The sequence below is a fragment of the Bacillus sp. AFS029637 genome (assembly GCF_002584985.1).
Classification (GTDB): Bacteria; Bacillota; Bacilli; order Bacillales; family Bacillaceae_G; genus Bacillus_A.
The window spans coordinates 14044-37918 of the sequence record NZ_NUPZ01000015.1 but is presented as its reverse complement, the minus strand read 5'-3'; the positions used below and the strand labels follow the sequence as shown (position 1 = coordinate 37918).

At 36.3% G+C, this 23875-nt stretch carries 22 protein-coding genes and 1 riboswitch; of the genes, 16 read left to right on the top strand and 6 right to left on the bottom strand.

The window, feature by feature from the left end:
* Positions 1–37 precede the first annotated feature (37 nt).
* Positions 38–1099, top strand: coding sequence for a DUF871 domain-containing protein (locus tag COE49_RS06225; RefSeq protein WP_098840769.1), 1062 nt, complete (start codon positions 38–40; stop codon positions 1097–1099).
* A 40-nt stretch (positions 1100–1139) separates the two neighbouring features.
* Here COE49_RS06225 and COE49_RS06220 read toward each other — a convergent pair whose 3' ends face one another.
* Positions 1140–2051 (bottom strand): DMT family transporter, encoded by a 912-nt coding sequence (locus COE49_RS06220; RefSeq protein ID WP_098252348.1) that lies wholly within the window; start codon positions 2049–2051, stop codon positions 1140–1142.
* Positions 2052–2255: 204 nt separating this feature from the next.
* Between COE49_RS06220 and COE49_RS06215 the strand changes: the two genes are divergently transcribed.
* Positions 2256–2750, top strand: a complete 495-nt coding sequence (locus COE49_RS06215) for an Lrp/AsnC family transcriptional regulator (RefSeq protein WP_088232423.1) — start codon at positions 2256–2258, stop codon at positions 2748–2750.
* Positions 2751–2878: 128 nt separating this feature from the next.
* Positions 2879–3334 (top strand): N-acetyltransferase, encoded by a 456-nt coding sequence (locus COE49_RS06210; RefSeq protein ID WP_088232424.1) that lies wholly within the window; start codon positions 2879–2881, stop codon positions 3332–3334.
* A 73-nt stretch (positions 3335–3407) separates the two neighbouring features.
* On the opposite strand, the gene COE49_RS06205 is transcribed toward COE49_RS06210, so the two are convergent.
* Positions 3408–4178 carry an SDR family NAD(P)-dependent oxidoreductase gene (locus COE49_RS06205; protein ID WP_098945767.1) on the bottom strand — a complete coding sequence of 257 codons (771 nt, stop codon included), beginning with the start codon at positions 4176–4178 and terminating at the stop codon, positions 3408–3410.
* 244 nt (positions 4179–4422) lie between these two features.
* Between COE49_RS06205 and COE49_RS06200 the strand changes: the two genes are divergently transcribed.
* The 5 genes from COE49_RS06200 to COE49_RS06180 all read left to right on the top strand — a co-directional run bounded on the left by COE49_RS06200 (position 4423) and on the right by COE49_RS06180 (position 7985).
* A complete protein-coding gene (locus tag COE49_RS06200; protein ID WP_088232426.1) occupies positions 4423–4782 on the top strand; it encodes a MerR family transcriptional regulator in 360 nt (119 codons plus the stop codon).
* A gap of 414 nt (positions 4783–5196) precedes the next feature.
* The gene (locus COE49_RS06195; protein WP_088232427.1) at positions 5197–5541 is read left to right on the top strand and encodes a DMT family transporter; all 345 of its coding nucleotides are present in this window, start codon (positions 5197–5199) and stop codon (positions 5539–5541) included.
* Between the two features lie 2 nt (positions 5542–5543).
* Positions 5544–5858 carry a DMT family transporter gene (locus tag COE49_RS06190; RefSeq protein ID WP_088232428.1) on the top strand — a complete coding sequence of 105 codons (315 nt, stop codon included), beginning with the start codon at positions 5544–5546 and terminating at the stop codon, positions 5856–5858.
* Positions 5859–5993: 135 nt separating this feature from the next.
* Positions 5994–6572 (top strand): TetR/AcrR family transcriptional regulator, encoded by a 579-nt coding sequence (locus COE49_RS06185; protein WP_088232429.1) that lies wholly within the window; start codon positions 5994–5996, stop codon positions 6570–6572.
* Between the two features lie 210 nt (positions 6573–6782).
* A complete protein-coding gene (locus COE49_RS06180) occupies positions 6783–7985 on the top strand; it encodes an MFS transporter (protein WP_088232430.1) in 1203 nt (400 codons plus the stop codon).
* 58 nt (positions 7986–8043) lie between these two features.
* On the opposite strand, the gene COE49_RS06175 is transcribed toward COE49_RS06180, so the two are convergent.
* Positions 8044–9783: an SgrR family transcriptional regulator gene (locus COE49_RS06175; RefSeq protein ID WP_088232431.1), complete on the bottom strand. Its 1740-nt coding sequence runs from the start codon at positions 9781–9783 to the stop codon at positions 8044–8046.
* 107 nt (positions 9784–9890) lie between these two features.
* Between COE49_RS06175 and COE49_RS06170 the strand changes: the two genes are divergently transcribed.
* A complete protein-coding gene (locus COE49_RS06170; RefSeq protein WP_098945766.1) occupies positions 9891–11147 on the top strand; it encodes an MDR family MFS transporter in 1257 nt (418 codons plus the stop codon).
* Between the two features lie 122 nt (positions 11148–11269).
* On the opposite strand, the gene COE49_RS06165 is transcribed toward COE49_RS06170, so the two are convergent.
* Both COE49_RS06165 and COE49_RS06160 read right to left on the bottom strand, forming a co-directional pair.
* On the bottom strand, positions 11270–12469 hold the full coding sequence (locus COE49_RS06165; protein WP_098945765.1) for an ABC transporter permease: 1200 nt from the start codon (positions 12467–12469) through the stop codon (positions 11270–11272).
* A gap of 60 nt (positions 12470–12529) precedes the next feature.
* Positions 12530–13954, bottom strand: a complete 1425-nt coding sequence (locus tag COE49_RS06160) for an amino acid permease (protein ID WP_088232434.1) — start codon at positions 13952–13954, stop codon at positions 12530–12532.
* A 147-nt stretch (positions 13955–14101) separates the two neighbouring features.
* Positions 14102–14283, bottom strand: a riboswitch (Lysine riboswitch).
* A gap of 199 nt (positions 14284–14482) precedes the next feature.
* Between COE49_RS06160 and racE the strand changes: the two genes are divergently transcribed.
* The 7 genes from racE (at position 14483) to COE49_RS06115 (ending at position 23527) form a co-directional block, all read left to right on the top strand.
* The gene (racE, locus tag COE49_RS06155; RefSeq protein ID WP_098945764.1) at positions 14483–15313 is read left to right on the top strand and encodes a glutamate racemase; all 831 of its coding nucleotides are present in this window, start codon (positions 14483–14485) and stop codon (positions 15311–15313) included.
* A 262-nt stretch (positions 15314–15575) separates the two neighbouring features.
* Positions 15576–16667: a DUF3626 domain-containing protein gene (locus tag COE49_RS06150; protein WP_088232436.1), complete on the top strand. Its 1092-nt coding sequence runs from the start codon at positions 15576–15578 to the stop codon at positions 16665–16667.
* 568 nt (positions 16668–17235) lie between these two features.
* A complete protein-coding gene (locus COE49_RS06135) occupies positions 17236–18996 on the top strand; it encodes an ABC transporter ATP-binding protein (protein ID WP_088232437.1) in 1761 nt (586 codons plus the stop codon).
* Positions 18993–20993, top strand: a complete 2001-nt coding sequence (locus tag COE49_RS06130; protein WP_088232438.1) for an ABC transporter ATP-binding protein — start codon at positions 18993–18995, stop codon at positions 20991–20993. The genes COE49_RS06135 and COE49_RS06130 overlap by 4 nt, the downstream gene beginning before the upstream one ends.
* Before the next feature lie 288 nt (positions 20994–21281).
* Positions 21282–22079 (top strand): amino acid ABC transporter substrate-binding protein, encoded by a 798-nt coding sequence (locus COE49_RS06125; protein ID WP_088232439.1) that lies wholly within the window; start codon positions 21282–21284, stop codon positions 22077–22079.
* On the top strand, positions 22066–22764 hold the full coding sequence (locus COE49_RS06120; protein ID WP_088232440.1) for an amino acid ABC transporter permease: 699 nt from the start codon (positions 22066–22068) through the stop codon (positions 22762–22764). Before COE49_RS06125 ends, COE49_RS06120 begins: the two co-directional genes overlap by 14 nt.
* A gap of 28 nt (positions 22765–22792) precedes the next feature.
* Positions 22793–23527, top strand: a complete 735-nt coding sequence (locus COE49_RS06115; protein ID WP_088232441.1) for an amino acid ABC transporter ATP-binding protein — start codon at positions 22793–22795, stop codon at positions 23525–23527.
* 50 nt (positions 23528–23577) lie between these two features.
* Here COE49_RS06115 and sasP read toward each other — a convergent pair whose 3' ends face one another.
* On the bottom strand, positions 23578–23781 hold the full coding sequence (gene sasP, locus COE49_RS06110; protein WP_000013349.1) for a small acid-soluble spore protein, SasP family: 204 nt from the start codon (positions 23779–23781) through the stop codon (positions 23578–23580).
* Between the last annotated feature and the right edge of the window lie 94 nt (positions 23782–23875).

The following is a 23875-nucleotide window of genomic DNA, read 5'->3' as shown; positions in this document are numbered from 1 at the left end:
CCTTTCTCTTTTTCTATTCATAGAGAGGGAGATTTATATGATAGGAGTTTCAATTTATCTTTCAAAAGAGCGAGTAGAGAAACAAGAAGAGTGGCTAAAAGTAGCGAAGGAAAACGGGTTTTCATCTATTTTTACATCACTTCATATTCCAGAAGATGATCCGGGTACGTATAAAGAGTTAATTCAAATACTTGGGAAACAAGCTCTCGAAAATGAAATGGAGTTAATGGTTGATGTCTCTCCGAAATCGTTACATCATTTAGGAATATCGTATGAAAATGTGGAAGAGTTATTGGGCTTTGGCATTACTGGTTTACGAATGGACTATGGCATTGCGCCGAAAGAAATTGCGCGCGTGTCCCATAAGATGAAAGTGGCTTTAAATGCGAGTACGATTACAGAATCTTTTTGGGAAGAGTTAATCGCTGAAAAGATACGGATAGAAAATGTAGAAGCGTGGCATAATTTTTACCCGCGTCCCGAAACAGGACTAGCAAAGTCGTTCTTACAAAAGCAAAATCAATATTTACATGAGTGCGGAATAAAAACGATGGCATTTATTCAGGGAGATGGGGAAAAACGTGGTCCGTTATATGAAGGTTTACCGACGTTAGAAAAGCATCGCAATATGCGCCCGCTTGAAGCGTATTTAGAACTTGTACAAGATTGTGGTGTCGATAAGGTGTTAATTGGAGATATAAGCGGAAGTCTAGAAAGTGTACAAGAGATAGCGAGTGCGAGTAGAGGGATTATTCCGCTGCGCTATAAATCACTTATAACTGATAGAGAAGTATTAAAAATGGTAGAGAGAGTGCATACGAATCGATTAGATCCCGCGCGTGATGTCATTCGCTCTGTAGAATCAAGAGAAGGAAATAAAGTTGTGTTACAGCCAATGCATACAATTGCAAGAAAGAAAGGCAGCATTACAATTGATAATGAATTGTACGGCAGATATGCTGGGGAGATGCAAGTTGTTGTACATGATTTACCTGTAGATGAGAAAGTGAATGTTGTTGGAATGGTTGTGGAAGAGGATATTTCATTACTGCCTTTTATTCATGCGGGACAGAAATTTAAACTTATTTCTAACGATTAAAGTCAAAAAACATTATCCATAAAGAGGATAATGTTTTTTGTTAGGAGTGCTTTCGTATTAAAGCTCTAGTTGGCTGAACAGCAACAGTTTTGAAGTGAGAAAATAAATAACATCCTGTCACAACGATCATTGTACCTAAAATTTGTATCCACGTTAATTCTTCTCCGAGGAAAAAGAATGCTAAAATTGCTGTGAAAATTGGATTGAAGTTTAGAAAAATCCCGGATGTTGTAGCTCCTAATTTTTGTACGCCAATATTCCAAAACACCATACAAAGAACTGTAGAAATAAGCCCTGTATATAAAAGTGATGTAATGAAAGACGTATTTATATTTGTAACAGTAAAGTTCCCTATGTTAAATGGCAGTAATAAAATAACGCCGAAAATACCAGAATATAACGTCGCCATAAGTGGTGTCGTTGTTTTAGTTGCCCATTTACTGCAAACAGAATACATTCCCCAAATGCAAACTGCCGCCATCATCCATAAATCTCCGCTATTAAAATGTAGTGAAAATAAAAGTGAGAAATCACCTTTTAAAAGTACGAGAACCACCCCAAAGAATGAAAGAATCATGGATAGGATTTGAAGTGTATTTACTTTTTCTTTTAAAAATAATACTGAAAATAGTGCAATTGAAATTGCGTTCAATGTAGAAATAAGCCCTACATTCGTTGCGGATGTTTTTTCTAATGCTAAAAATTGAAAGATGTTAAAAAGAGCGACCCCTGAAATTCCCATCAGTATTAACGGAAGTATTGCAGCACGTGGTGGAATGATTTTCTTTTCTTTAAACCATACCATCGGCAATAAACAAACAATGGCAATGATCCATCTCAAACTTGTCAGTGTCATCGGTGAGGCATGATCGACGAGTGATTTCCCAACGACAAAATTTCCTCCCCATAATAAGCTCGTGAGTAATAATAAAAAGACATAAAAATAAGGCATGCTAAAATCCCCTTTGTTGTAATCAATGTGAATTGTAAATAATTTTAGCATTTTTCTTTATTGTGTAATATATTATTTTGTATAATGGTAAAAACTCAATAAAATGTTTAGTTATAAATGATATTCACAGAAAAACATTCAGTTTTATATAAATTATAAGGTGTTTTTTCGAATAATCATCGGTAGTAAAAAGGGGGGATTTTGGTGGAGTCATCTGTTATTAAAGTGTTGGACGATTTAGATGTACAAATTTTAGATATATTGCAGAAGGAGTCACAAGTAAGTAATGCAGAGCTAGCACGCCGCGTTAATTTATCACCAGCTGCGATGCATGCAAGAATAAAAAGATTAGATGGAGAAGGTTTCATTGATAAGCAAGTTGCGATTTTAAATCAAGAAAAGCTTGGGTTTGATTTACTATGTTTTATTTTTATGAGTACGAATATTCATCAATCCGATAAGCTAGAAGTGTTGGAGAAAGAATTAGAATCGATGCCGGAAGTGTTAGAATGTCACTGTTTAACAGGAGAGTACGATTATTTATTAAAGGTTGCAAATCGTGATCGCAAAGAGCTGGAACAGTTTATTAGAAAGCTGAATAAGCTTGGTATTACACGTATACAGACGAGTTTAGCACTTCGCGAAATTAAATATTCGACGGTATTGCCGATACGAAATGAGGAACCGAGCATAGATTAGATTGCTTGGTTTTTTGTTTGTATAAAGTGATTGACGGGAAGAAAAGAGAGATGTATTATTATATAAAATTATGTATTAAAATTCATTTTAAGTTATAAATATTAATATCGGGGGCAAGGGGATAGAATATGAAAATCTTTAATGCAGTCACAAGTGATGTGCAAGAAATTTATAATCTCATTGAGATTTACGCAAAAGAGGGAGTTGTTTTACCGCGTTCTCTTTTGTCTCTCTATCAATATTTGCAATGTTTATATGTGATGAAAGAAGAGGGGGAAATTGTTGGAGTTGCTGGATTGCATGTGTTAGGGGAAGATCTTGCAGAAATACGATCGTTAGTCGTTTCACATACATATGCAGGGAAAGGAATAGGGCGCATGCTCGTAAATCATGTGATGGAGGAAGCTACGAAAATACATGTGAAAAGAGTGATTTCCTTAACGTATGAAACAGTATTTTTTCAAAAGTGTGGATTTGATTTTGTAAATAAAGAAGCATTGCCAGAGAAAGTATGGATTGATTGTAGACATTGTCCAAAAGTTGATTATTGTGATGAGGTGGCGATGGTTCGGTATGTTGGATGAAAAATGTATATAGATGCCCACTATTATGTAAATAATAGTGGGCATCTATATTTCCATAAGAAATGAGAGGTTATTAAGAATTTGAATTCGTTTGTCTCACGGCAAAATTATAAAGTGGGTCTTTAAGTTCATAGTTATACGTATAACCGTCGACAATTCCTACAACTTTATCGCTATCATAAAGGTCGAGCATAAATTGTGCCATTTGTTTTGCAGTGTGGAATTTCGGTACAACATTATCGTATTGGAACTCATCAATATCCAATGAGCGTTTCGCAAATTCTGTTTCAGTAGCAGCAGGAGCTAAAACTTTTGCTTGCAGTTTTGCGCCTTGTTCTTTTAGTTCGTGAGATAGCCCTTCTGTAAATGCACTTACATAAAACTTCGTAGCACAGTACGTAACAGCATCAGCAACAATTGTGTATCCACCGCCCGATGAAACGTTAATAAGTTGTGTGCCATCAACCATTGAATAATCTCGAATGAAAAGAGAAGAGAGTATAGTTAGTGCTTCTATATTTAGATGCAGCATCGTCTCTATTTTATTTAAATTTTGTTCAGCAATTGAGGCGAAATTACCAAAACCTGCGTTGTTAATCCACGTTTCAATTTGAAAAGTTTGTAGGCTTTCATAAAGTTTATAAACATTTTCAGTGACGGATAAATCGGTTCTTCGAATGACAACATCCAACTCCGGATGCATTTCGTTAATTTTCGATTTTAATTCGTTTAATTCTTCTTGTCTTCGAGCGACAAGTACTAAATTTTTTCCACGAGATGCAAAGGCTAAAGCTGATTCATAGCCAATCCCTGAACTAGCGCCAGTAATAACAGTATATTTCATATAAAATCCTCCTAAATTCAAATTAATTTATCAAGCTTTTTGCCGGGCAGTAAGACCTCTACCTCAAAAATCAGTGAAAGTAAAGAAGTTAGGCGGGGGATGAAGAGAACCCCCACTGATTAAAGTTTCACTTTATTATGGTTAGATTGTATTTGTTAGAGTATACTCTAAGTCAAATGTTTTTATAAATTTGATAGGGCAGTAAAAGATATGAGGATAAATCGCATGCGGAGGGAGTATGAGTATGTACACAATTAGTGAGGTAGCTAAATTATTAGGAATGAGCACACATACATTACGTTATTATGAAAAGGAAAATATATTAATTGCAAATCGCGATACAAATGGGAATCGAATGTATGAAGAGTCACATATAAAGTGGTTGCAGTTTGTAATGAAATTAAAACAAACACAAATGCCGATAGCGAAAATAAGAGAATACGCTAGATTATATATAGAAGGGGAGCATACAGCCGGGGCTCGTTTGCAATTGCTAGAAGATCATAAAAAATCTATTCAAACTCAAAGAGAAAACTTAGTAATTACAGAGAAGATGCTTGAAAATAAAATTACTGCATATAAAGCTGCTTTGGAAAATAAATAGATAAAAAAATCATCCGTTCCTTGTTACGTAATGAAAAATGAATTTGATTTATGAGTAGTGTACGGACAAATTAAAAAGAGCGATTAGCAAAAGCTAACTGCTCTTTTTAAGGGATCTCTCCAAGGGGGAATGGAGAAAATATTATGTTACTAGCATTATTGACAGATTATTAGGGAATATACAATCAGATGAAAAAATTTTAAAGAATCTTTTGGCGTTGACAGTTTGTAAAATATTTGTGTACAGTATATATGAATGACGTTCAGTCATTTTTATGTAAAAGGATGTAGTTAGTTTAGTAATTGAATAAATAAAATGGTAAATGAGGTTGATAGTTGTTTTTATATAGTAGTGATGAAAGAGTATATTTTTCAAAATAAAAATGACTGATATTCAGTCATAAGAGGTGGTAGTATGAAAAACAAAGCTTGGTTATATGTCATATTAACATGTATCTTTGAAATTTTTTGGGTGTTTGGTTTTAATAAAGCCGATACTTGGTGGCATTGGGTCATTATTGTAGGAGTTATCGCTGTTGATTTTCACTTTCTTTCTAAAGCGTGCGAACATATTGCAACAGGGACGGTATATGCTGTCTTTGCCGGAGCTGGTACGGTAGGCACTTTCTTAATGGATGTATTCCTTTTTGGCGGGAGTTTCAGTGTAGGAAAACTATTCTTTATCGTGATGGTTGTAGCTGGCGTTATTGGTTTAAAGTTAGCTGATAATAAAGAAGAAACTATGGAAGGAGCTGCTTAAAGATGGGATGGTTTTTCGTATTTTGTGCTGCAATTAGTGAAGTAGTCGGTGTGATAGGACTTAAAATGTATAGTAAAGATAAGACGTTAGCCAACGGGGTGATTTATATAGGTGGATTTGCAACTTCCTTCGGATTCCTGTACACATCTTTCTTATTTTTACAAGTAAGTGTTGCGTATGCGGTTTGGATTGGTATTGGAACAGCAGGTGCTGTTTTATTAAATATGTTCTTATTTGGTGAATCGAAAAGTAAGGCACGTATTATTAGTGTCGCTCTTATTGTATGCGGTGTGACGGGATTAAAGGCTCTTTCGTAAAGATATAATTTCACTGTATCTCCTAACGATTTGTTGGGAGATTTTTCGTATGAAAAGTGCACAATAATTGACAGTACAGCTAGTTATTTTATAAAATGAATGACAGTCATTCAATACGTGTGTGAAAGGGTTTAGATGATGAATAAAAAAGAAAAAATTGTCTATGCAGCTATTGAAGTGTTTCAGGAAAAGGGTGTTGAAAAAACGAAGATTTCTGATATCGTGAAATTGGCTGGCATTGCACAAGGAACTTTCTATTTATATTTTCCTTCTAAGTTATCTGTTATGCCTGCAATAGCAGAAGTGATGGTTGAAAAGATGATACTTGCAGTGAAAGAAAAAGTACAGAACGATGCACCTTTTTCAAGTAAAGTTGCGCAAGTAATAGATGCAGTGTTTAACTTTATAGCGGAATATCGTGAAATACAAGCTTTAATGTATGCGGGTCTTGCATCTACAGAACATATAAAAGAATGGGAAGCTGTGTATGAGCCTCTCTATATGTGGCTAAGCGAATTTTTAAGTGAGGCGAAAGAAACTGGTGAAATTCGTGATTCGGTTCACGCAGAGCGAACAGCGAAGTTATTTATCGCCCTTGTTGAATCAGCAGCAGAACAAGTGTATTTATATGATCATAAAGATGATGAGCAAGTCGAACTACAAAAGGCAGAAGTACTAGATTTTTTAACACATGCACTACATATAAAGAAATAGTGGGATGAACCTGTCTGAAAAGGTGGGTTCATTTTTGAGGAAAACTGAATGATAGTCATTCATCTAATACTTATGTATGTGTTGAAGGAGAGAGTGAAACTTTAATAAGTGAGAGCCGTCTCCATTTATTATGAGCCCACGAATAACAGGGTAAAGAAAAAACTTCTAGGGCATTATTTTGAGAGGAACTTGCGGGAAGAGGTGTTAAAAGTGAATAAACCGATAAAAGAACAAAAGATGGTATTGGTCATTCTTTTGAGTAATATATTTATCGCTTTTTTAGGGATTGGATTAATCATTCCGGTTATGCCGTCCTTTATGAATGATATGGGTTTAACAGGGAAGACGATGGGGTATCTCGTTGCAGTTTTTGCAATGGCTCAGCTTATTGCTTCACCTATTACAGGCCGATGGGTTGACCTTTACGGTAGGAAGAAAATGATCATCATTGGATTATTTATTTTTGGTGTTTCAGAGCTTCTGTTTGGATTAGGAAAAGATGTATGGATGCTCTATGCAGCGAGGGTGTTAGGCGGAATTAGTGCTGCGTTTATTATGCCTGGTGTTACGGCGTATGTTGCGGATATTACATCTATTAAAGAACGTCCAAAGGCGATGGGATATTTATCTGCGGCTATTAGTACCGGCTTTATTATAGGACCTGGAATCGGCGGGTTTATTGCAGAATACGGTATACGTGTGCCGTTCTTCGTAGCAGCAATTATAGCCTTTGTAGCATGTGTGATTTCGATCTTTATTTTGAAAGAGCCGTTAACGAAAGAACAAATTGCAGAAATTTCTTCTAATACGAAAGAATCGAGTTTTATTGGAGATTTAAAGAAATCATTAAATCCAATGTATGCAATCGCATTTATTATTGTATTTGTACTCGCATTCGGTTTATCAGCATATGAAACGGTATTTAGTCTGTTTTCTGATCATAAATTTGGTTTCACACCGAAAGATATTGCGGCAATTATTACGATTAGTTCCATCTTTGGGGTAGTTGTGCAAGTATTTATGTTTGGAAAATTGGTAGACATATTTGGCGAAAAAGTTTTAATTCAAATATGTTTAATTGTAGGTGCAGTGTTAGCGTTCGTATCAACTATAGTCTTTAATTATTGGATTGTACTTCTCGTTACTTGTTTTATTTTCTTAGCATTTGATTTACTACGTCCAGCGTTAACGACGTTTTTATCAAAAGCAGCTGGAAAAGAGCAAGGGTTCGTTGCTGGTATGAACTCGACGTATACGAGTTTAGGAAATATCGCAGGACCAGCGATGGGCGGAATATTATTTGATATAAATATTCATTACCCATACGCTTTTTCAGGCGTTGTTTTAATAGTTGGTCTCGGAATTACATTTATGTGGAGAGAGAAGCAGCTAGCTGAAAGTTTAGCGAAGTAATGAGATGAGAGTAAATAATTAGCGAGAAGCCCCTTTTTGTAAGGGGCTTTTTTGTATGTTATTGCAGAGATGGTTGTATCCATAACTTCGCAAAATTCGCCCAACCGAATGAATCAATTGTTACGTTTTTCAAAGAAGAAGGATATGTTTTTCTTTTTAAAACGTGATAGTTAAATAAAATGATGTGTTCTTCTTGTAAAAACTCTTCAATCTCATACATGAGTTCATAACGCTTTTCTTTATTTTCTTCTAGTAAAAATGTATCTAGCAAACAGTTAATTTGTTTTTCATAGTGCGGGTCCATGAACCGGCTTACGAAGCAGCTTTTATTTTTAAATACATTTAAGAATGCAATTTCATGATTGGTAGCAAATACTTCTCCCATTAAAATAATATCGGCATGTTGATCGATAGAACGATTCGTATAATCGGAAACGAGAAATGGATGAAGTTCTACTTGTATACCTAAACTTTCGCACTGTTCTTTTAGGAATTCTGCATCATTTTCACTATCTTTAAATGCGAAGAAATAAATATGTATCGTCTCTCCGTTATAGTTGCTCTTTTTCAAATACTCTTTCGCTTTTTCTAAAGAGTAGGATCTTTTAGGAGTTTGGCGGCTTCTTTCAGGGAAAAAGCTTGAAGCAGCAATTGTTCGTCTGCCTTCTATGTTATGAAGTATCGTTTCAACATCATATATTTCTCTCCAAGCTTTACGAAAATAAATGTCGTGATGCGGACCAGGTTTTGTAAAGTTGAAGCCAGCATAAATACAGCCTATTTCTTCTATTTGTATGTCGTGTCTGTCATCTTCCTCTTCATTTGGCAGCTCATAATCAGCATCTACTTGCACGTGATCAGGAATACCCCAAAATTCAATACGGTCTAATAATGCACGCTCTTTAAAATAATGGGTGAATGCTTCGAGTACGATATTATCTTCAGAGTAATGAGCAAGTTTGAAAGGTCCAGTCCCTATGTAGTGGTGATTTTGAATACTCGCATCAAGCGGTAAAATGGCGAGCTGCATGGAACTTACATAATGTAAGAAAAATGAATTCGGTTTTGCTAAATGGAATCGAATTTGCAGTGGTGATGGTGTTTCAATTTGAACAATCTCTTCTGTTAACCATTCGAAAGGAGAGTGAACTTGCTTTAATCTTTCAAATGAAAATTGAACATCTTTAGAAGTTAAAACTGTTTCGTTATGAAAATGTATATCTTTTCGTAAATAGAACGTCCATGTAAGCCTGTCTGCACTTAATTCCCACGTATGTGCAATGTGTGGCTCCATTTTTTCGGTAATATCGTTATAAACGACTAATGTATCAAAAATTTGACTCGTAAGATGGCTCTCTGTTGTAACAGCCGCAAAAGCGGGATCCAGCGGCATTACTTTTCTTGATATTGGAATTTTTAAAATGTCGTACATATCATTTGAAGGTTCATAGCCAAAATGATGATGGAGTTTACCTTCAATGTTCTTGTGAAGTGTAGGAGGCAGGGGCTCCTTTAAAAGAAGAAAGACATCCTTTAATTTTTCTTGTGCCAATAGTTCATCTGTATAAGATTCAACTGCTTCTATGAAACTATGTATAAATATAATTTCTGTTTTATTCCCACGACCTCGCCCTGGAGTCCAGCGAATTAATTGTTCTTCACTCATTTTCCTTAATACAATTTTTACGTTTTTCGTACTGCAATATAAAATATCCGCTAATTCTTGTAAGCTAATTCGTATATGTTGTTGATCTTGTGCATGTAATCGTAAACGAATGTAATAGTCCATAATCTTCATGCGTATACACTTCCTTCTTTCATAAAAGGGGAAACTCTTTAGAATATTCTAACCTTTTTCTTCCTCTTTTTCAAAGTAAAATAAGTAAGCATAAGGAGGGGGAAACAATGGGATTTTGGAGTATGCATCGAAATATAAAAATTAGAATTATAACTTCATTTTTAACACGTACTGTGTCCACAATGATTTTTCCATTTATGGCGATTTATTTTTCAATCAAGTTAGGTAGTGCGCTTGCTGGTGCTTTATTGCTAATCAATGTGTTAGCTTCATTAATTATTGGCTTATATGGTGGGTATGTTGGAGATCGGCTCGGTCGTAAAAAAGTGATGATTATCGGCCAAAGTATACAAGTCGTTTCCATTGCTTGTATGGGGATTGCAAACTCAGACTATGTAGATTCCCCGTGGTTAACATTTGTATTTATGTTAGTGAATAGTTTAGGATCTGGACTTATGAACCCAGCGACAGAGGCAATGTTAATTGATGTGAGTACGCCTGAAAATCGAAAAGTGATGTACAGCATTAATTACTGGGCTATTAATTTATCAATTGCGATTGGAGCAATATTTGGTGGACTACTATTTGAGAACTATAGATTACAACTGTTTATCGTGTTAACGCTTGTTGCAGTTATTACTTTATATGTGATGGCTGTGTATATGGAAGAAGTGTATGTAGCGCGAAAAACTGTAGAGAAGAAGAACGTATTAAAAGATATGGCAGATAGTTATAAGGTTGTGATGAAAGACAGGGCGTTTTTAATTTTTTGTGCAGCGAGTATATGTACATTATCGTTAGAGTTTCAAATAAATAATTATTTAGGGGTGCGTTTGCAGAAGGAATTTGAAACGGTGCACTTTTTATTTGGGAATGGTTTCACGTTTGATTTAACAGGTATTCGCATGCTGAGCTGGATTTCTGCAGAGAATACAATTTTAGTTGTGTTATGTTCAGCGCTTCTTATTAAAATGCTGAAACGCTTCAATGATTTGAAAATTTTATATGTAGGCTTATTCATTTATACAATTGGATTTACAATACTCGGAACGAGCAATAGTTTATGGATCTTATTAGTCGCAGGGCTTTTCCAAACGGTAGGCGAGATGATGTATGTACCAGTACGTCAATCTATTATGGCAGATATGGTGCCAAACGAGGCGCGAGGTTCTTATATGGCGATTAATGGGATGGTCTTTCAAGTGGCCAAAATGAACGGTGCATTAGGTGTTATGATTGGCTCGTTTCTTGCATCTTGGGGCATGAGTGCTCTGTACTTTATCGTGGGTATGAGCAGTATTGTATTATTTATGAAGGCGATAGGGAAAGAGAAGTATGAGGGGGAGATTTCTCAGATTGGATAAAACTATATGGAAAGCGAATCGGTGATAATGGGGCTCGCTTTTTATATGATTTTTAAAAGGGATCAACTTCAGCTAAATTTGGCGACGAAAAAAAGAGGCTGCTATGTACAGCCTCCTTTTCGTTAAAACGAGGAAATTCGTTTCTTCGTTTTTGGTACAATAATAAATTTGATCCAGAGTAATCCGGCAATCATAATGATAACACTATGTAGAACTTGTCCTGTAGCAACGAGTACAACAGCTGAAAAAACAATTAATTGAATGCTTATTAATATGAAAATTAAGCTAAGAAATTGCTTCATTCTTTCTTCAGTATTAATTGGATACAATGCTACAATAATATTTCCTGAAAAATATTTCCACAGAGAACGAAGCTGCATGGAAATCATATATAGGACGATATAAGCGATAGCACCTTTTACATATATGTTCGGTATAAAATATAAGGCGAAGGCACCGATTATACTTAAACGAATATATATACCGAAATAATCATTCCCACGTAAAAACGATAGTGTATGTAAATAGAAGAAAGTAGCGTGTTTTTTATGTAGTAAAGGTTCAATCCAATTCGTAAGCCATTTTCTGCTGTTTACTTGTTTTTTTAGTTGCGGCACATCGGTGAAGATGCTAGCGAATTGATAAAAACGTATGTCCATTTTTTCTTCTTGCTCGATTATGTACTCCCACGGTATTCGTTTTGTCGGTTGTTTTTTCGTATATAGAAGTAAGAAAGCGAGAAGTAAAAGTAATCCACCTAATATGATTACATTTGCTGTATAAAACAGCATGTAAATGATAAGTGCGTTACAAGCAATACGAATGATAAACCATATGCTTTTTTCATCACTATCACGCCACATCCAATGTATGTACATATTCCAAGCTTTCGTAATCATTAAAACGATAAAGATTGTACATAAAAAAGGTACAGTTAATTGCAATGCTTGCAGTGCAATTGGTACGAGAATGAGGAACGTAAATAATAATGGGAAAAGCTGAATGATGTAATTATATAGAAGAGACTTTTTGAAATAAGAAGTTAACTTCTCTTCTAGTGCCAGTAAATAGACAGCATCAGGCTTTTGGATAAATGTTCGTATCGGGCATCTCGATATAACCCCGGTTAGGACGATTGTAATAAACAATAAGGATACTCCTTTAGAAGGAGCTGTTTTAAGAAACTTTGCGTAATAGTAAGCGCCTATACAGGAAGCGAAGATGAAGCTATATAGTAAACCGTTAATCATACGTGCAAAGTATGTAATGATATTTTGAATATGTTGTTGGAAGCGACTGCTCCATAATGATTCGATTGACATGTTTTTCACCTCTTTGTTCTATTATATATGTTTTATAAAAGAAAAAACGAGCAAATTGCGTTATGCAACTTGCTCGTTTTTCTTTTCGTCATTTTTTTTCTGATCACGATTCATTAATGGATAGAAGGCAAAACCGATTACGAATAATCCGATTCCGAGAAGGAACGTTTTTATATCAGATGCGCCTGTTTTAATAACCCATAGTGCATAGCAAAGTGCGATGACTGCGACTATGCCATCCATAATTCTCGAACTCATTTCATTTTTATACGTTTCACCAGTTGCGACTAGTTTTAACTGGAAGATTGGCGAAACGAGATATGGAATAAGGTAGGCCAGTGTTGAGACGGTTATAACGAATGTATAAGCTTCCGCAATGGTTCCTGATAATGTTGAGAATAAGAACACTTGCGACATAATGTTTGTTAATCGTAATGAGTAAATTGGACTTCCTTTTTTGTTTGTTTTTGCGAAGAAGGAAGGGAAGAAACCTTCTTTTGCTGCTTGATAAGGTACTTCTGAGCTTAATAAAATCCAGCCTAAGATGGAACCGAATAGGGAAGTAAGAGCAAGTAATGCCATAAGTTTCCCGCCGCCATGACCCATTGCAGCGTTTAGTGCATCTGCTAATGGACGTTCAGAAGCTTGTAATTTATCAACGTGAAGTACACCCATTGTTAAAATTGTAATTCCTAAGTAAATGGCAACTGTAATTAATAATCCTGCAACTGTTGCACGTTTTACTGTTTTGGGAGAGGTAGCTCGGTTTGATAAAAGAACCGCTGATTCAATCCCTATAAATGCCCAAAGCGTTGTAAGAGCAGCTAAATTTACTTGTGAAAGGAGGCCGTGTGATACGCCTTCTTTATCGATCATCGGTGTGTACCATTGTCCAAATTTTGAAGCTTCGAATGCAAATAAAGTAACGACGATGAATAAAAGGAATCCAGTTATTTTCGTTGTAGTTGCTATGAAGTTTAGTTTTCCAGCTCCGCTTACACCGTTTGTTAAAATTAAATGAGTTCCCCATAGTAAGGCGGAACAAATAGTAAATGTAATAAGTTTTCCAACTTCTACATTGAAAGAGCCGATTGAAAATAGTAGTCGTGTATCTTTCATAATCGGGAAGAAAAGTGATAAGTATCCCGCAAATGATGTAATGATGGCAACGTTACTTGCCCAGTTTGCAACCCAATATCCCCATACCATACTGAAACCAGCCATTTTTTTCTTTTTTGGTGATGAGAATAAAGCATATGCATGACTTTGTGGTCCTGTCGTTAAATCAGGACGACGAATTGCTAAATTACCGAAAACAAGAGCTAGCATTAAAACACCAAACCCTGTTGTTAACCAAGCTAAAGTGACACCGAGAGGGCTTGCTGTTTGTGCCAACGTACTTGGCACCATGAAAATACCAGCGCCAACCATGTTACCGACAACGAAAGCTGTTAGTACCCAAAAGCCCCATTTTTTTTGTTGCATAGAAAATACCTCCAAAGTTAGTATAACCAAGTCAAGCGAGGAGATATGTATGTCTTCCCAAGTCAGGAAGAGAAGTCCCAAACAAAACAAAAAAAGCACGTAATTTGCCGTTACATGCTTTCTATCTTATAAGAAACCCACGACATACCTCTCGATAGCTCTCCACAAACGAAACGTTTGTGACAGTTCTGCACTTATTAAATGCAGACCCAGCAAGCGTGCATGGTGGACACGACTTACTTCGGCAACCATTCCTTTCTCATTTCTTCATCAATGCCACTACATCTCCTGAAATGATACTCTTAATGATTGCAACCTCTACCTCACCGAGATACGAATGAGGATTTAAATATTAAATTAACGTATTTAAGAGTAACAAATGAATTTTTATACGTCAATGGATATAGCAATAATCAGATTATAGAGAAGAGTTTGTGATTAAAAGGGAAGGGATTATTATGTAATATCGAACTTTCATAATATAATAAATATTATGAGAGCTAGAAGATTGAGAAGGGGATGAAGTATATGTCTACAGGTCATAAAAATTCCGTAATAGGTGTGCTAGATTCGGGAGTTGGGGGATTAACAGTTGCGAGTGAAATTATAAGACAATTGCCTAAAGAGAGCATTTATTATATTGGTGATAATAAGCGTTGTCCGTATGGACCAAGAAGTGTAGAGGAGGTACAATCTTTCATATTTGAAATGGTTGAATTCCTCCAACAGTTTCCGTTAAAAGCTCTAGTTGTAGCATGTAATACTGGTGCAGCAGCTGCATTGACTGCGCTGCAAGAAGCACTGTCCATTCCGGTTATTGGCGTTATACATCCAGGAGCAAGAGCGGCAATTAAAGTGACAAAGAAAGGGAAAATCGGAGTAATTGGAACTGTAGGTACGATCCAGTCTAATATGTATGAAAAAGCATTACACGAGCTTGATACATATTTGGAAGTGCATAGTCACGCGTGTCCGACTTTAGCTACAGTTGTAGAAAATCAATTAGAAGATATAGCATATGTAGCGCAGCAAGTGAAACAAGCTTTACTGCCATTAACGAAAGAAGATATAGATACGTTAATTCTCGGATGTACGCATTATCCACTTTTAGAGTCTTATATTAAAGAGGAACTAGGAGAGGATGTAACGATTATTAGTTCTGCAGAAGAAACAGCGATAGAGTTAAGTACAATTTTACAGCACAAAGGAATCCTGTCTGACAATTTGAATCCGAAGCATCGGTTTTTTACAACAGGCTCTGTTTCTTCATTTGAACATATTGCTGAGAGATGGCTAGGGTATCAAATTTCTGTAGAATGTGTACATTTGCCGATTAAAAATGCGCGTATGTATAATTAAGATTTATCCCGCTTTAATGGGCAGTAAGACCCCCACCTTAAAATTCAGCGAAAGCAAAGAATTTAGGTGGGGGTCGGGCTGCCCATAAAAGTCCGATTGGTGAAGGCTAATAATCAGTGGGGGATGAAGAAAACCCCCACTGATTAAAGTTTCACTTTATTAAATTGCTTTTTTAATAAATCAGGTTCGTTTCATAAGAAGGAAAGAATAAGCTTTTAATTGAAGTGTTTAAGGTCAGTTCAATTAAAGGGGAGATTGGATTATGGAATTATCAAGGTCTCAACTATTTGCTTTAGAGTATATTTCAAAATATGCAGAGAACGAAAAACGTGAGGCTAAAGAAACAATTAATCATATACTTAAAATGTCTAATATTACAGATGAAATGTTTGAAGAAGCTGTCGCTAATGTAAAGTCCCATGCGAGGATTGCATTACACTTTCATCCAGACAGAATAGATTCGAATATGAAAAATGTTGCCGAAGCGCTGTTTGAGCAAGGAGTATATAAAAGTCAGTTTGAAACATTGCTATCTAATGGAAGCGTATCTGCTTACCCTGGTGGTGAACGTGACCTTTGGGAAAAGAGAATATTTGGAGGAGCATATCAATTGGAGGGAGTAACGAATAACCAACGGCCAAAGTATGGAGCGCTAAATTTGATGTTACATCCAGATGGGCCTGCTCCGCGTTTTGGGTCATGTTATTTTCTTTTATCTCCAAAGGTTTCTTATCGCTCTACATATACGTATTTAGATTCGCATCAAGATCCAAAAGAAAAGGGCACTTATGAAGAGTTTGATATGATTTTAGCTGCTCTTTTGGAAGAGGTATTCGTAAGAGATTTTGCAATTGGTGAAGGGAATTTGACTCCAACAAGATTCATTAATCATTTACTGGCTAACCTGGAAAGGCCGTTTATAGATTTAGTAAATAAAGAGTCAGCCCGTAATCTTAACCATTATATTGAAGCGCAAGTTCATGGAGATATTTCTCTTAAAGAAGATGTGGAAGTGCTTGTTGTAGATCCTTCATTTAAGGGTACGGATGTAGGAAGAACTTTAGAAGAAATTTGCCTGAAGTATTCTATTAATTTGTATTGGCACATGGGTTTTTTACTTATGGTAGATGAAGTTCCAATGGACTTTAGGGGTTCAAAAATGCCATCTTTGGCAAGACGCATTGCGCAAAATAATTGTATCGATGCAAATATAATTGGCTCTGCTGTAGTGGATTTGAAACGTAATCCACTATCTTGGCGTGATCGTGGAACTTATGAAGAAGTGCTTCAGGAATTAAAATTATTATGGCATGTGTTAGTTCGATTTGGGAAACCAAATCGAAAATTGAACTAAATACTCCATTCTCCGTTTACATAAAATTTGTACGTCTTGCTAGTTGGCATGATTAGTCCTTCTAAAATAGCAACTTGTAAGAGTGAGTATAAGGTGATTGTAGGGGTGATAATATTTTCAAATGGATTCATTGTGTTTTTTTTCTATATGTAAAAAAACAATTGACAGAATACTTAATAAAGTTATAAGATTATAAATGGAAAATAAATAAAAGGGGTGTGCGTAATGATTGTAATCGTAAATGTAATGAGTTTAGCTCTGTTAAATGGCAGAAAACATTCATATCATTACGCAACCCGTGCGGATATATAGGACCTTTTTGTCTTATGAGAAGCGTACGTTGCGTATATCGTAACGTACGCTTTTATGCATTTCTTTTGCATATCGTCAAGCGACGGTATGCTTTTTTTTGTTTATTTTCCGTGTTTCCTTTGTAGGATTACGAAAAAATCGTTGGAAGGTGGAAAAATGTGATGAGATTGTATGGGTTGCGAAATGTAAATGTGCTGGATTTGGATAGTGGATAACGAAATGAGAGTGAAACGAGAACGAGAAGGGAGAGATTACATTGTTTTCAGTATTACTAAAGTTAAGATGGTTTTTTAAAGAACATTGGAAGAGATATAGTATCGCCATTGGGGCTCTTTTAATTGTGAATATAGTTGAAGTCATTCCTCCGAAAGTGTTAGGGGTTACGATTGATAATATAAAAACAGGAACGTTATCGAACGAAGCAATTATACAATCTATTCTTATTTTAATAGGGGTCACGATAGTTGGATATGGTCTTACTTTCGTTTGGCAACATCAATTGTTTGGTGGTGCATTCGTACTTGAGAAGACGATGCGTTCTAAATTTATGGGGCATTTACTTAAAATGACGCCGACGTTTTATCAAAAAAATCGTACTGGCGATTTAATGGCGAGAGCAACGAACGATTTAAAAGCAATCGCTATGACAGCGGGCTTTGGTATATTGACGCTCGTTGATTCTAGTTTATATATGCTTACAATCGTTTGTATGATGGGGTTTACAATTAGTTGGGAGCTTACATTCGCGGCACTTATCCCGCTTCCGATTATGGCATATGCGATGAATATATATGGAAAGAAATTGCATGAAAGATTTACAGTTGCGCAAGATGCGTTTGGTGATATGAACGATAAAGTACTGGAATCGATCGCTGGCGTGCGCGTTATTCGTGCGTATGTACAAGAGAATGCAGATGAAGGAAGATTTCATCATTTAGGAGATGACGTCTACGAAAAAAATATGAAGGTAGCAAGAATCGATGCATTATTCCAACCAACTGTGAAAATGCTTGTCGGACTGAGTTATTTAATCGGTTTAGTGTATGGTGCATATCTTGTATTTCAATCAAAGGTGACGCTTGGGGAACTCGTTTCTTTCAACGTGTATTTAGGGATGATGATCTGGCCGATGTTTGCAATTGGTGAGTTAATCAATGTTATGCAAAGAGGAAATGCTTCGCTAGACCGTGTGAATGAAACGTTAGCGTATGAACCGGATGTTAAGAATCCGAAAAATCCAAAGCTTGTACAAGAGCCGGACTATATTCAGTTTGATGACGTTTCCTTTTCATATCCTTCATCAACTGAAGAAAATTTAAAAAAGGTTTCTTTTACATTAAAACAAGGAGAAACGCTTGGGGTTGTCGGGAAAACAGGAAGCGGGAAAACGACGCTTGTACGTCAGCTTCTTCGTCAATATCCGCTTGGAGATGGGGATATTGCAGTTTCTGATGTGAATTTAGATAAAATGACGAATGAAAATGTACTCGGGTGGATTGGATATGTACCGCAGGAACATATTTTATTCTCAAAAACAGCGAGGGAAAATATTTTATTCGGAAATAGGGAAGCGACAGAAGAGGAACTCGAGAAGGCGATTGAAATTGCTGCGTTTAAAAAGGACTTAGAGTTTTTACCTGAAGGGTTAGAAACGCTCGTTGGAGAGAAAGGTGTTTCGTTATCAGGTGGGCAAAAGCAACGGATTTCGATTGCGCGAGCTGTCATTCAAAATCCAGAAATTTTAATTTTGGATGATTCATTATCAGCTGTTGATGCGCGTACGGAAGCAGCAATTATTGAAAATATAAGAACGGAAAGAAGCGGAAAGACGACGATTATTACGACGCACCGTTTATCTGCAGTGCAGCATGCGGATTGGATTCTCGTTATGGATGAAGGTGAAGTAATAGAAGAGGGTACGCATGATCAGCTTCTTAGAAATAATGGCTGGTATGCTGAGCAGTTTGACAGACAACAAGGTGAAAGTGAAAGTGCGGATAGTGGGGTGAAAATATGAGCGTTTCAAAGCGATTGTTTCAATACGCGATGAAAGTGAAAGGGACGATTTTTGCAGCGATGCTAATGTTATTTATTTTCGTCATCGCAGAGCTTGCTGGTCCTTTCGTCGCGAAAACGATGATTGACGATCATATCGTTGGGATAGAGAAACCTTGGTATGAAACAGAAAAGAGTGAAGAGGCTGTTTCGTATAATGGTGCCTTTTATAAGCGAAGTGATCGTTTTGAAAAGGGTGAGACAAAAGGAAAAGAAGTGCGCGTGATGCAAGTCGGTTTTCAATACTACTTTGTACCGAATAAAGTGAATATTGAAGGGTCACGTACTGTAAAAGATGATATGATTACCATTCAAAATGGTAAGGCAGTACAAGTGTATAAAGCGAAAGCGTTAACGAAGGAAGAAGTGTTTGCGTTTTATAAGCCAGAAATAAATCGACTGTTATTACTTGGTGGTGGCTATTTTGCTTTATTAGTAGTCGTATCATTGTTTGCGTATGGAAAGCAGTTCTTCTTGCAGAAGGCAGCGAACAAAATTATTCAAATTATGAGGGAAGACGTTTTCTCTCATATTCAAACGTTGCCAATCCGGTACTTTGATCATTTACCGGCGGGGAAAATTGTTTCGCGCGTAACGAATGATACAGAGGCCATTCGTGATTTGTACGTAACGGTGCTGGCCACATTCGTTTCGAGTATTATTTACATTATTGGGATTTTTGCAGCGCTATTTTTACTCGATGTGAAGCTTGCGTCGTTCTGTTTATTAATTATCCCGATCTTAATTGTTTGGGCGATTCTTTATAGAAAGTATGCGTCTGTATACAATCATAAAATGCGTTCCCGTTTATCTGATATTAACGGAACGGTGAATGAATCGATTCAAGGTATGCCAATTATTCAAGCGTTCCGCCAAGAGCACGAAACGAAAAAAGAGTTTGAAGAATTAAATGGCGATTACTTTAAATATCAAAATAAAATTTTAAATTTAAATGCAGCAACTTCGCATAATTTAGTGTCTGTATTAAGAAATATTGCTTTCACAGGTGTGATTTGGTATTTCGGCGGTGCGTCATTAAGTGCTACAGGTATTATTTCACTTGGGGTATTGTATGCGTTCGTTGATTATTTAACAAGATTGTTCTCGCCAATTACGAATATGGTGAATCAGCTGGCGAACTTGGAGCAAGCGCGCGTTGCATCCGAGCGTGTTTTCGAATTGTTAGAGGAAAAAGGAGAGGCAGTAGAAGAAGAACGTATGCCTCGCTTAAACGGAAATGTGAAGTTTGATAATGTGTCGTTTTCTTATAATGGAAAAGATGAAGTGTTAAAAAACATTTCTTTTGAAGCGAAACAAGGGGAGACGGTCGCACTTGTCGGTCATACAGGATCGGGGAAAAGTTCGATTATGAATGTACTCTTTCAGTTTTATGAGTTTGAAAAAGGGAAGCTTACGATTGATGGACACGATATAAAAGAGATGCCAAAACAAGCCATTCGTGAGCATATGGGTATTGTATTGCAAGATCCATTTTTATTTAGCGGAACAGTTGCGTCTAATGTTAGCTTAGAAAATGAAAAAATTTCAAAAGAGCGTATTGTAAAGGCGTTACGTGATGTTGGTGCTGAAAGGTTTGCGAACAATATAAATGAAGAAATTACAGAAAAGGGAAGTACGCTTTCTACGGGAGAGCGTCAGCTTATTTCGTTTGCAAGGGCGCTTGCTTTTGATCCGGCCATTTTAATTTTAGATGAAGCGACTTCCAGTATCGATACAGAAACTGAGGCGATGATTCAACAAGCGTTGGAAGTTGTGAAGAAAGGGAGAACGACATTTATTATTGCTCACCGTCTTTCAACTATTAAAAGCGCAGATCAAATTATTGTACTCGACAGAGGTACGATATTGGAAAAAGGTTCTCATGATGAACTCATGAAAAAGCGCGGGCGTTATTACGATATGTATAAAACGCAAATGGAAGGCAATCAAAGTGCTTAATAGGGAAAAACTTGCGATTTTCGCAAGTTCTTTTTGTATTGGTGAACATATCGGTTTTCGATAAATCATAATGATGAAATAAGAAGTATTGTTTTACCTTTTTCTTTATAAATGCTATATTAAAAAATGTTACTTATTTTTTGTATGTGACGTTATTTTTCTATTTTGTTTGATTATGAAGAAAAAGGATAAACTAAATAAGAACATTTTCATTGAAAAATTGTTCAAGATTGCATACAATCAATATAGTTTTTAAATTCCTATCAGAATACTTGGAGGATTACCATCATGAAAAAATTATTTTCAGTGCTTGCAGTAACTACATTAGCAATCGGGATTGTAGCTGGCTGCGGTAAAGAAGAGAAAAAAGATACAGCTAGTCAAGACGCTTTAGAAAAGATTAAACAAAGTGGAGAAATTGTAATTGGAACAGAAGGTACATACCCGCCGTTCACATTCCATGATTCAAGCAATAAATTAACTGGATTTGATGTTGAATTAGCTGAAGAAGTTGCAAAACGTTTAGGAGTAAAACCTGTATTTAAAGAAACACAATGGGATAGCTTACTTGCAGGATTAGATGCAAAACGTTTCGATATGGTTGCAAACGAAGTTGGTATTCGTGAAGACCGTCAAAAGAAATATGACTTCTCTCAACCATACGTTTCATCTTCAGCGGCATTAGTTATCGCAAAAGATAAAGATAAGCCTGCTACATTTGCTGATGTAAAAGGATTAAAAGGAGCACAATCTTTAACGAGTAACTATGCAGATATCGCTAAGAAAAACGGTGCAGAAATTGAGGGTGTAGAAGGATTCAGCCAAGCAGCAGAATTATTAAGTTCTGGCCGTGTTGACTTCACAATCAATGATAAATTATCTGTACTAAACTATTTAGAAACGAAAAAAGATGCAAAAATTAAAATTGTAGATACAGAAAAAGAAGCTTCACAAAGTGGATTCTTATTCCGTAAAGGTAGCGATAAGCTTGTACAAGAAGTAGATAAAGCGTTAGAAGATATGAAAAAAGACGGTACGTACGATAAAATAGCGAAAAAATGGTTCGGTGAAAATGTATCTAAGTAGCGCATTAGTTTCAGATCGATTGTCTACTTGGATAGATATTATGCAGTCTTCCTTCATGCCTATGCTGAAGGAAGCTGTTTTTACGACAATTCCATTAACGCTAATTACGTTTATTATCGGGATTATACTTGCGACGTTAACAGCACTTGCACGTATTTCAGGTAGTCGTATTTTACAATGGATTGCTCGTATCTATGTATCTATCATTCGCGGAACACCACTTCTTGTACAATTATTTATTATTTTCTATGGCCTTCCAACTCTTAATATTGAAGTTGAGCCATATACAGCAGCAATTGTTGGATTTTCATTAAATGTCGGTGCGTATGCATCTGAAATTATTCGTGCTTCTATCCTTTCTATCCCGAAAGGACAGTGGGAAGCAGCTTACACAATTGGGATGACATATCCACAGGCGTTAAAACGTGTCATTTTACCGCAAGCAACGCGTGTATCCATCCCGCCGCTTTCGAATACATTTATTAGCTTAGTGAAAGATACTTCATTAGCATCGTTAATTTTAGTAACAGAAATGTTCCGAAAAGCGCAGGAGATTGCGGCGATGAACTATGAGTTTTTAATTGTTTATTTTGAAGCAGGTCTTATTTATTGGGTTATTTGTTTCTTATTATCAATCATACAACAGATGTTAGAGAAACGTTCAGAACGCTATACGTTAAAATAATCCTTTTACAAAAGGAGTTTTTGTTTTTATGATTTCAATTCAGCACTTACAAAAAAGTTTCGGAGATAATACCGTACTAAAACATATAGATTTAACAGTTGAGAAGGGTGAAGTTGTTGTTATTATCGGGCCATCTGGATCTGGTAAAACGACGTTCTTACGTTGTCTTAACGTACTAGAAACACCGAATGCTGGTACGATTCGTATCGGCGGGGAATCACTAGACTTCTCGCAAAAAGTAACAAAGAAAGATATTGTAAATCTTCGTACGCAAACAGGAATGGTGTTCCAACATCATAACTTATTTCCGCATTTAACAGCACTTCAAAATGTAATGGAAGGGCTCGTTACAGTGAAAAAGATGGGGAAAGAAGAAGCGAAGAAGAAAGCAAACTATTTCCTTGAAAAAGTTGGTCTTGCGGATAAAGTAGACTTATATCCATTCCAATTATCAGGTGGACAACAACAGCGCGTTGGAATTGCTCGCGCGCTTGCGATGGAACCTGAAGTGTTACTATTTGATGAACCAACTTCAGCACTCGATCCTGAGCTAGTTCAAGAAGTTTTAAAGGTTATGAAAGAACTTGCTAACGAAGGTATGACGATGGTCATTGTAACGCACGAAATGCGTTTTGCTCATCAAATTGCGAACCGTGTTATTTTCATGGATGGTGGTGTCGTTGTCGAGCAAGGGACACCAGAAGATGTATTTACAAATCCGAAAGAAGAACGCACGAAAAGGTTCTTACAAATGTTGCAGTAAATAAGGAAGGTCTCAAGGCATATGCCTTGAGACCTTTTTGCCATATATATTTATTTTTGGAATCCGCCAAGGCTTTGTTCAGCCATTGCAACTAGACGTTTTGTAATTTCTCCACCAACAGAACCGTTAGCGCGAGCCGTAGAATCTGCTCCTAATTGTACACCAAATTCTTGAGCGATTTCGTACTTCATTTGATCGATTGCAGCTGTTGCACCTGGTACTACTAATTGATTGTAAGAACTTTGGTTTGCCATAGGAATATATCCTCCTTAGAGTATAAAAGTTTTTTTGGTTGGACTAGCTGGATTTGAACCAGATTATCGCCCCGTTTGGCGCTAATCCATCGGT

Bases quoted from the DNA above. Each gene is read 5' to 3' on its own strand.
- COE49_RS06225 (WP_098840769.1), top strand. From the start codon at position 38: ATGATAGGAGTTTCAATTTATCTTTCAAAAGAGCGAGTAGAGAAACAA.
- COE49_RS06220 (WP_098252348.1), bottom strand. From the start codon at position 2,051: ATGCCTTATTTTTATGTCTTTTTATTATTACTCACGAGCTTATTATGG.
- COE49_RS06210 (WP_088232424.1), top strand. From the start codon at position 2,879: ATGAAAATCTTTAATGCAGTCACAAGTGATGTGCAAGAAATTTATAAT.
- COE49_RS06205 (WP_098945767.1), bottom strand. From the start codon at position 4,178: ATGAAATATACTGTTATTACTGGCGCTAGTTCAGGGATTGGCTATGAA.
- COE49_RS06200 (WP_088232426.1), top strand. From the start codon at position 4,423: ATGTACACAATTAGTGAGGTAGCTAAATTATTAGGAATGAGCACACAT.
- COE49_RS06195 (WP_088232427.1), top strand. From the start codon at position 5,197: ATGAAAAACAAAGCTTGGTTATATGTCATATTAACATGTATCTTTGAA.
- COE49_RS06190 (WP_088232428.1), top strand. From the start codon at position 5,544: ATGGGATGGTTTTTCGTATTTTGTGCTGCAATTAGTGAAGTAGTCGGT.
- COE49_RS06185 (WP_088232429.1), top strand. From the start codon at position 5,994: ATGATGAATAAAAAAGAAAAAATTGTCTATGCAGCTATTGAAGTGTTT.
- COE49_RS06175 (WP_088232431.1), bottom strand. From the start codon at position 9,783: ATGAAGATTATGGACTATTACATTCGTTTACGATTACATGCACAAGAT.
- COE49_RS06170 (WP_098945766.1), top strand. From the start codon at position 9,891: ATGGGATTTTGGAGTATGCATCGAAATATAAAAATTAGAATTATAACT.
- COE49_RS06165 (WP_098945765.1), bottom strand. From the start codon at position 12,469: ATGTCAATCGAATCATTATGGAGCAGTCGCTTCCAACAACATATTCAA.
- COE49_RS06160 (WP_088232434.1), bottom strand. From the start codon at position 13,954: ATGCAACAAAAAAAATGGGGCTTTTGGGTACTAACAGCTTTCGTTGTC.
- racE (WP_098945764.1), top strand. From the start codon at position 14,483: ATGTCTACAGGTCATAAAAATTCCGTAATAGGTGTGCTAGATTCGGGA.
- COE49_RS06150 (WP_088232436.1), top strand. From the start codon at position 15,576: ATGGAATTATCAAGGTCTCAACTATTTGCTTTAGAGTATATTTCAAAA.
- COE49_RS06130 (WP_088232438.1), top strand. From the start codon at position 18,993: ATGAGCGTTTCAAAGCGATTGTTTCAATACGCGATGAAAGTGAAAGGG.
- COE49_RS06125 (WP_088232439.1), top strand. From the start codon at position 21,282: ATGAAAAAATTATTTTCAGTGCTTGCAGTAACTACATTAGCAATCGGG.
- COE49_RS06120 (WP_088232440.1), top strand. From the start codon at position 22,066: ATGTATCTAAGTAGCGCATTAGTTTCAGATCGATTGTCTACTTGGATA.
- COE49_RS06115 (WP_088232441.1), top strand. From the start codon at position 22,793: ATGATTTCAATTCAGCACTTACAAAAAAGTTTCGGAGATAATACCGTA.
- sasP (WP_000013349.1), bottom strand. From the start codon at position 23,781: ATGGCAAACCAAAGTTCTTACAATCAATTAGTAGTACCAGGTGCAACA.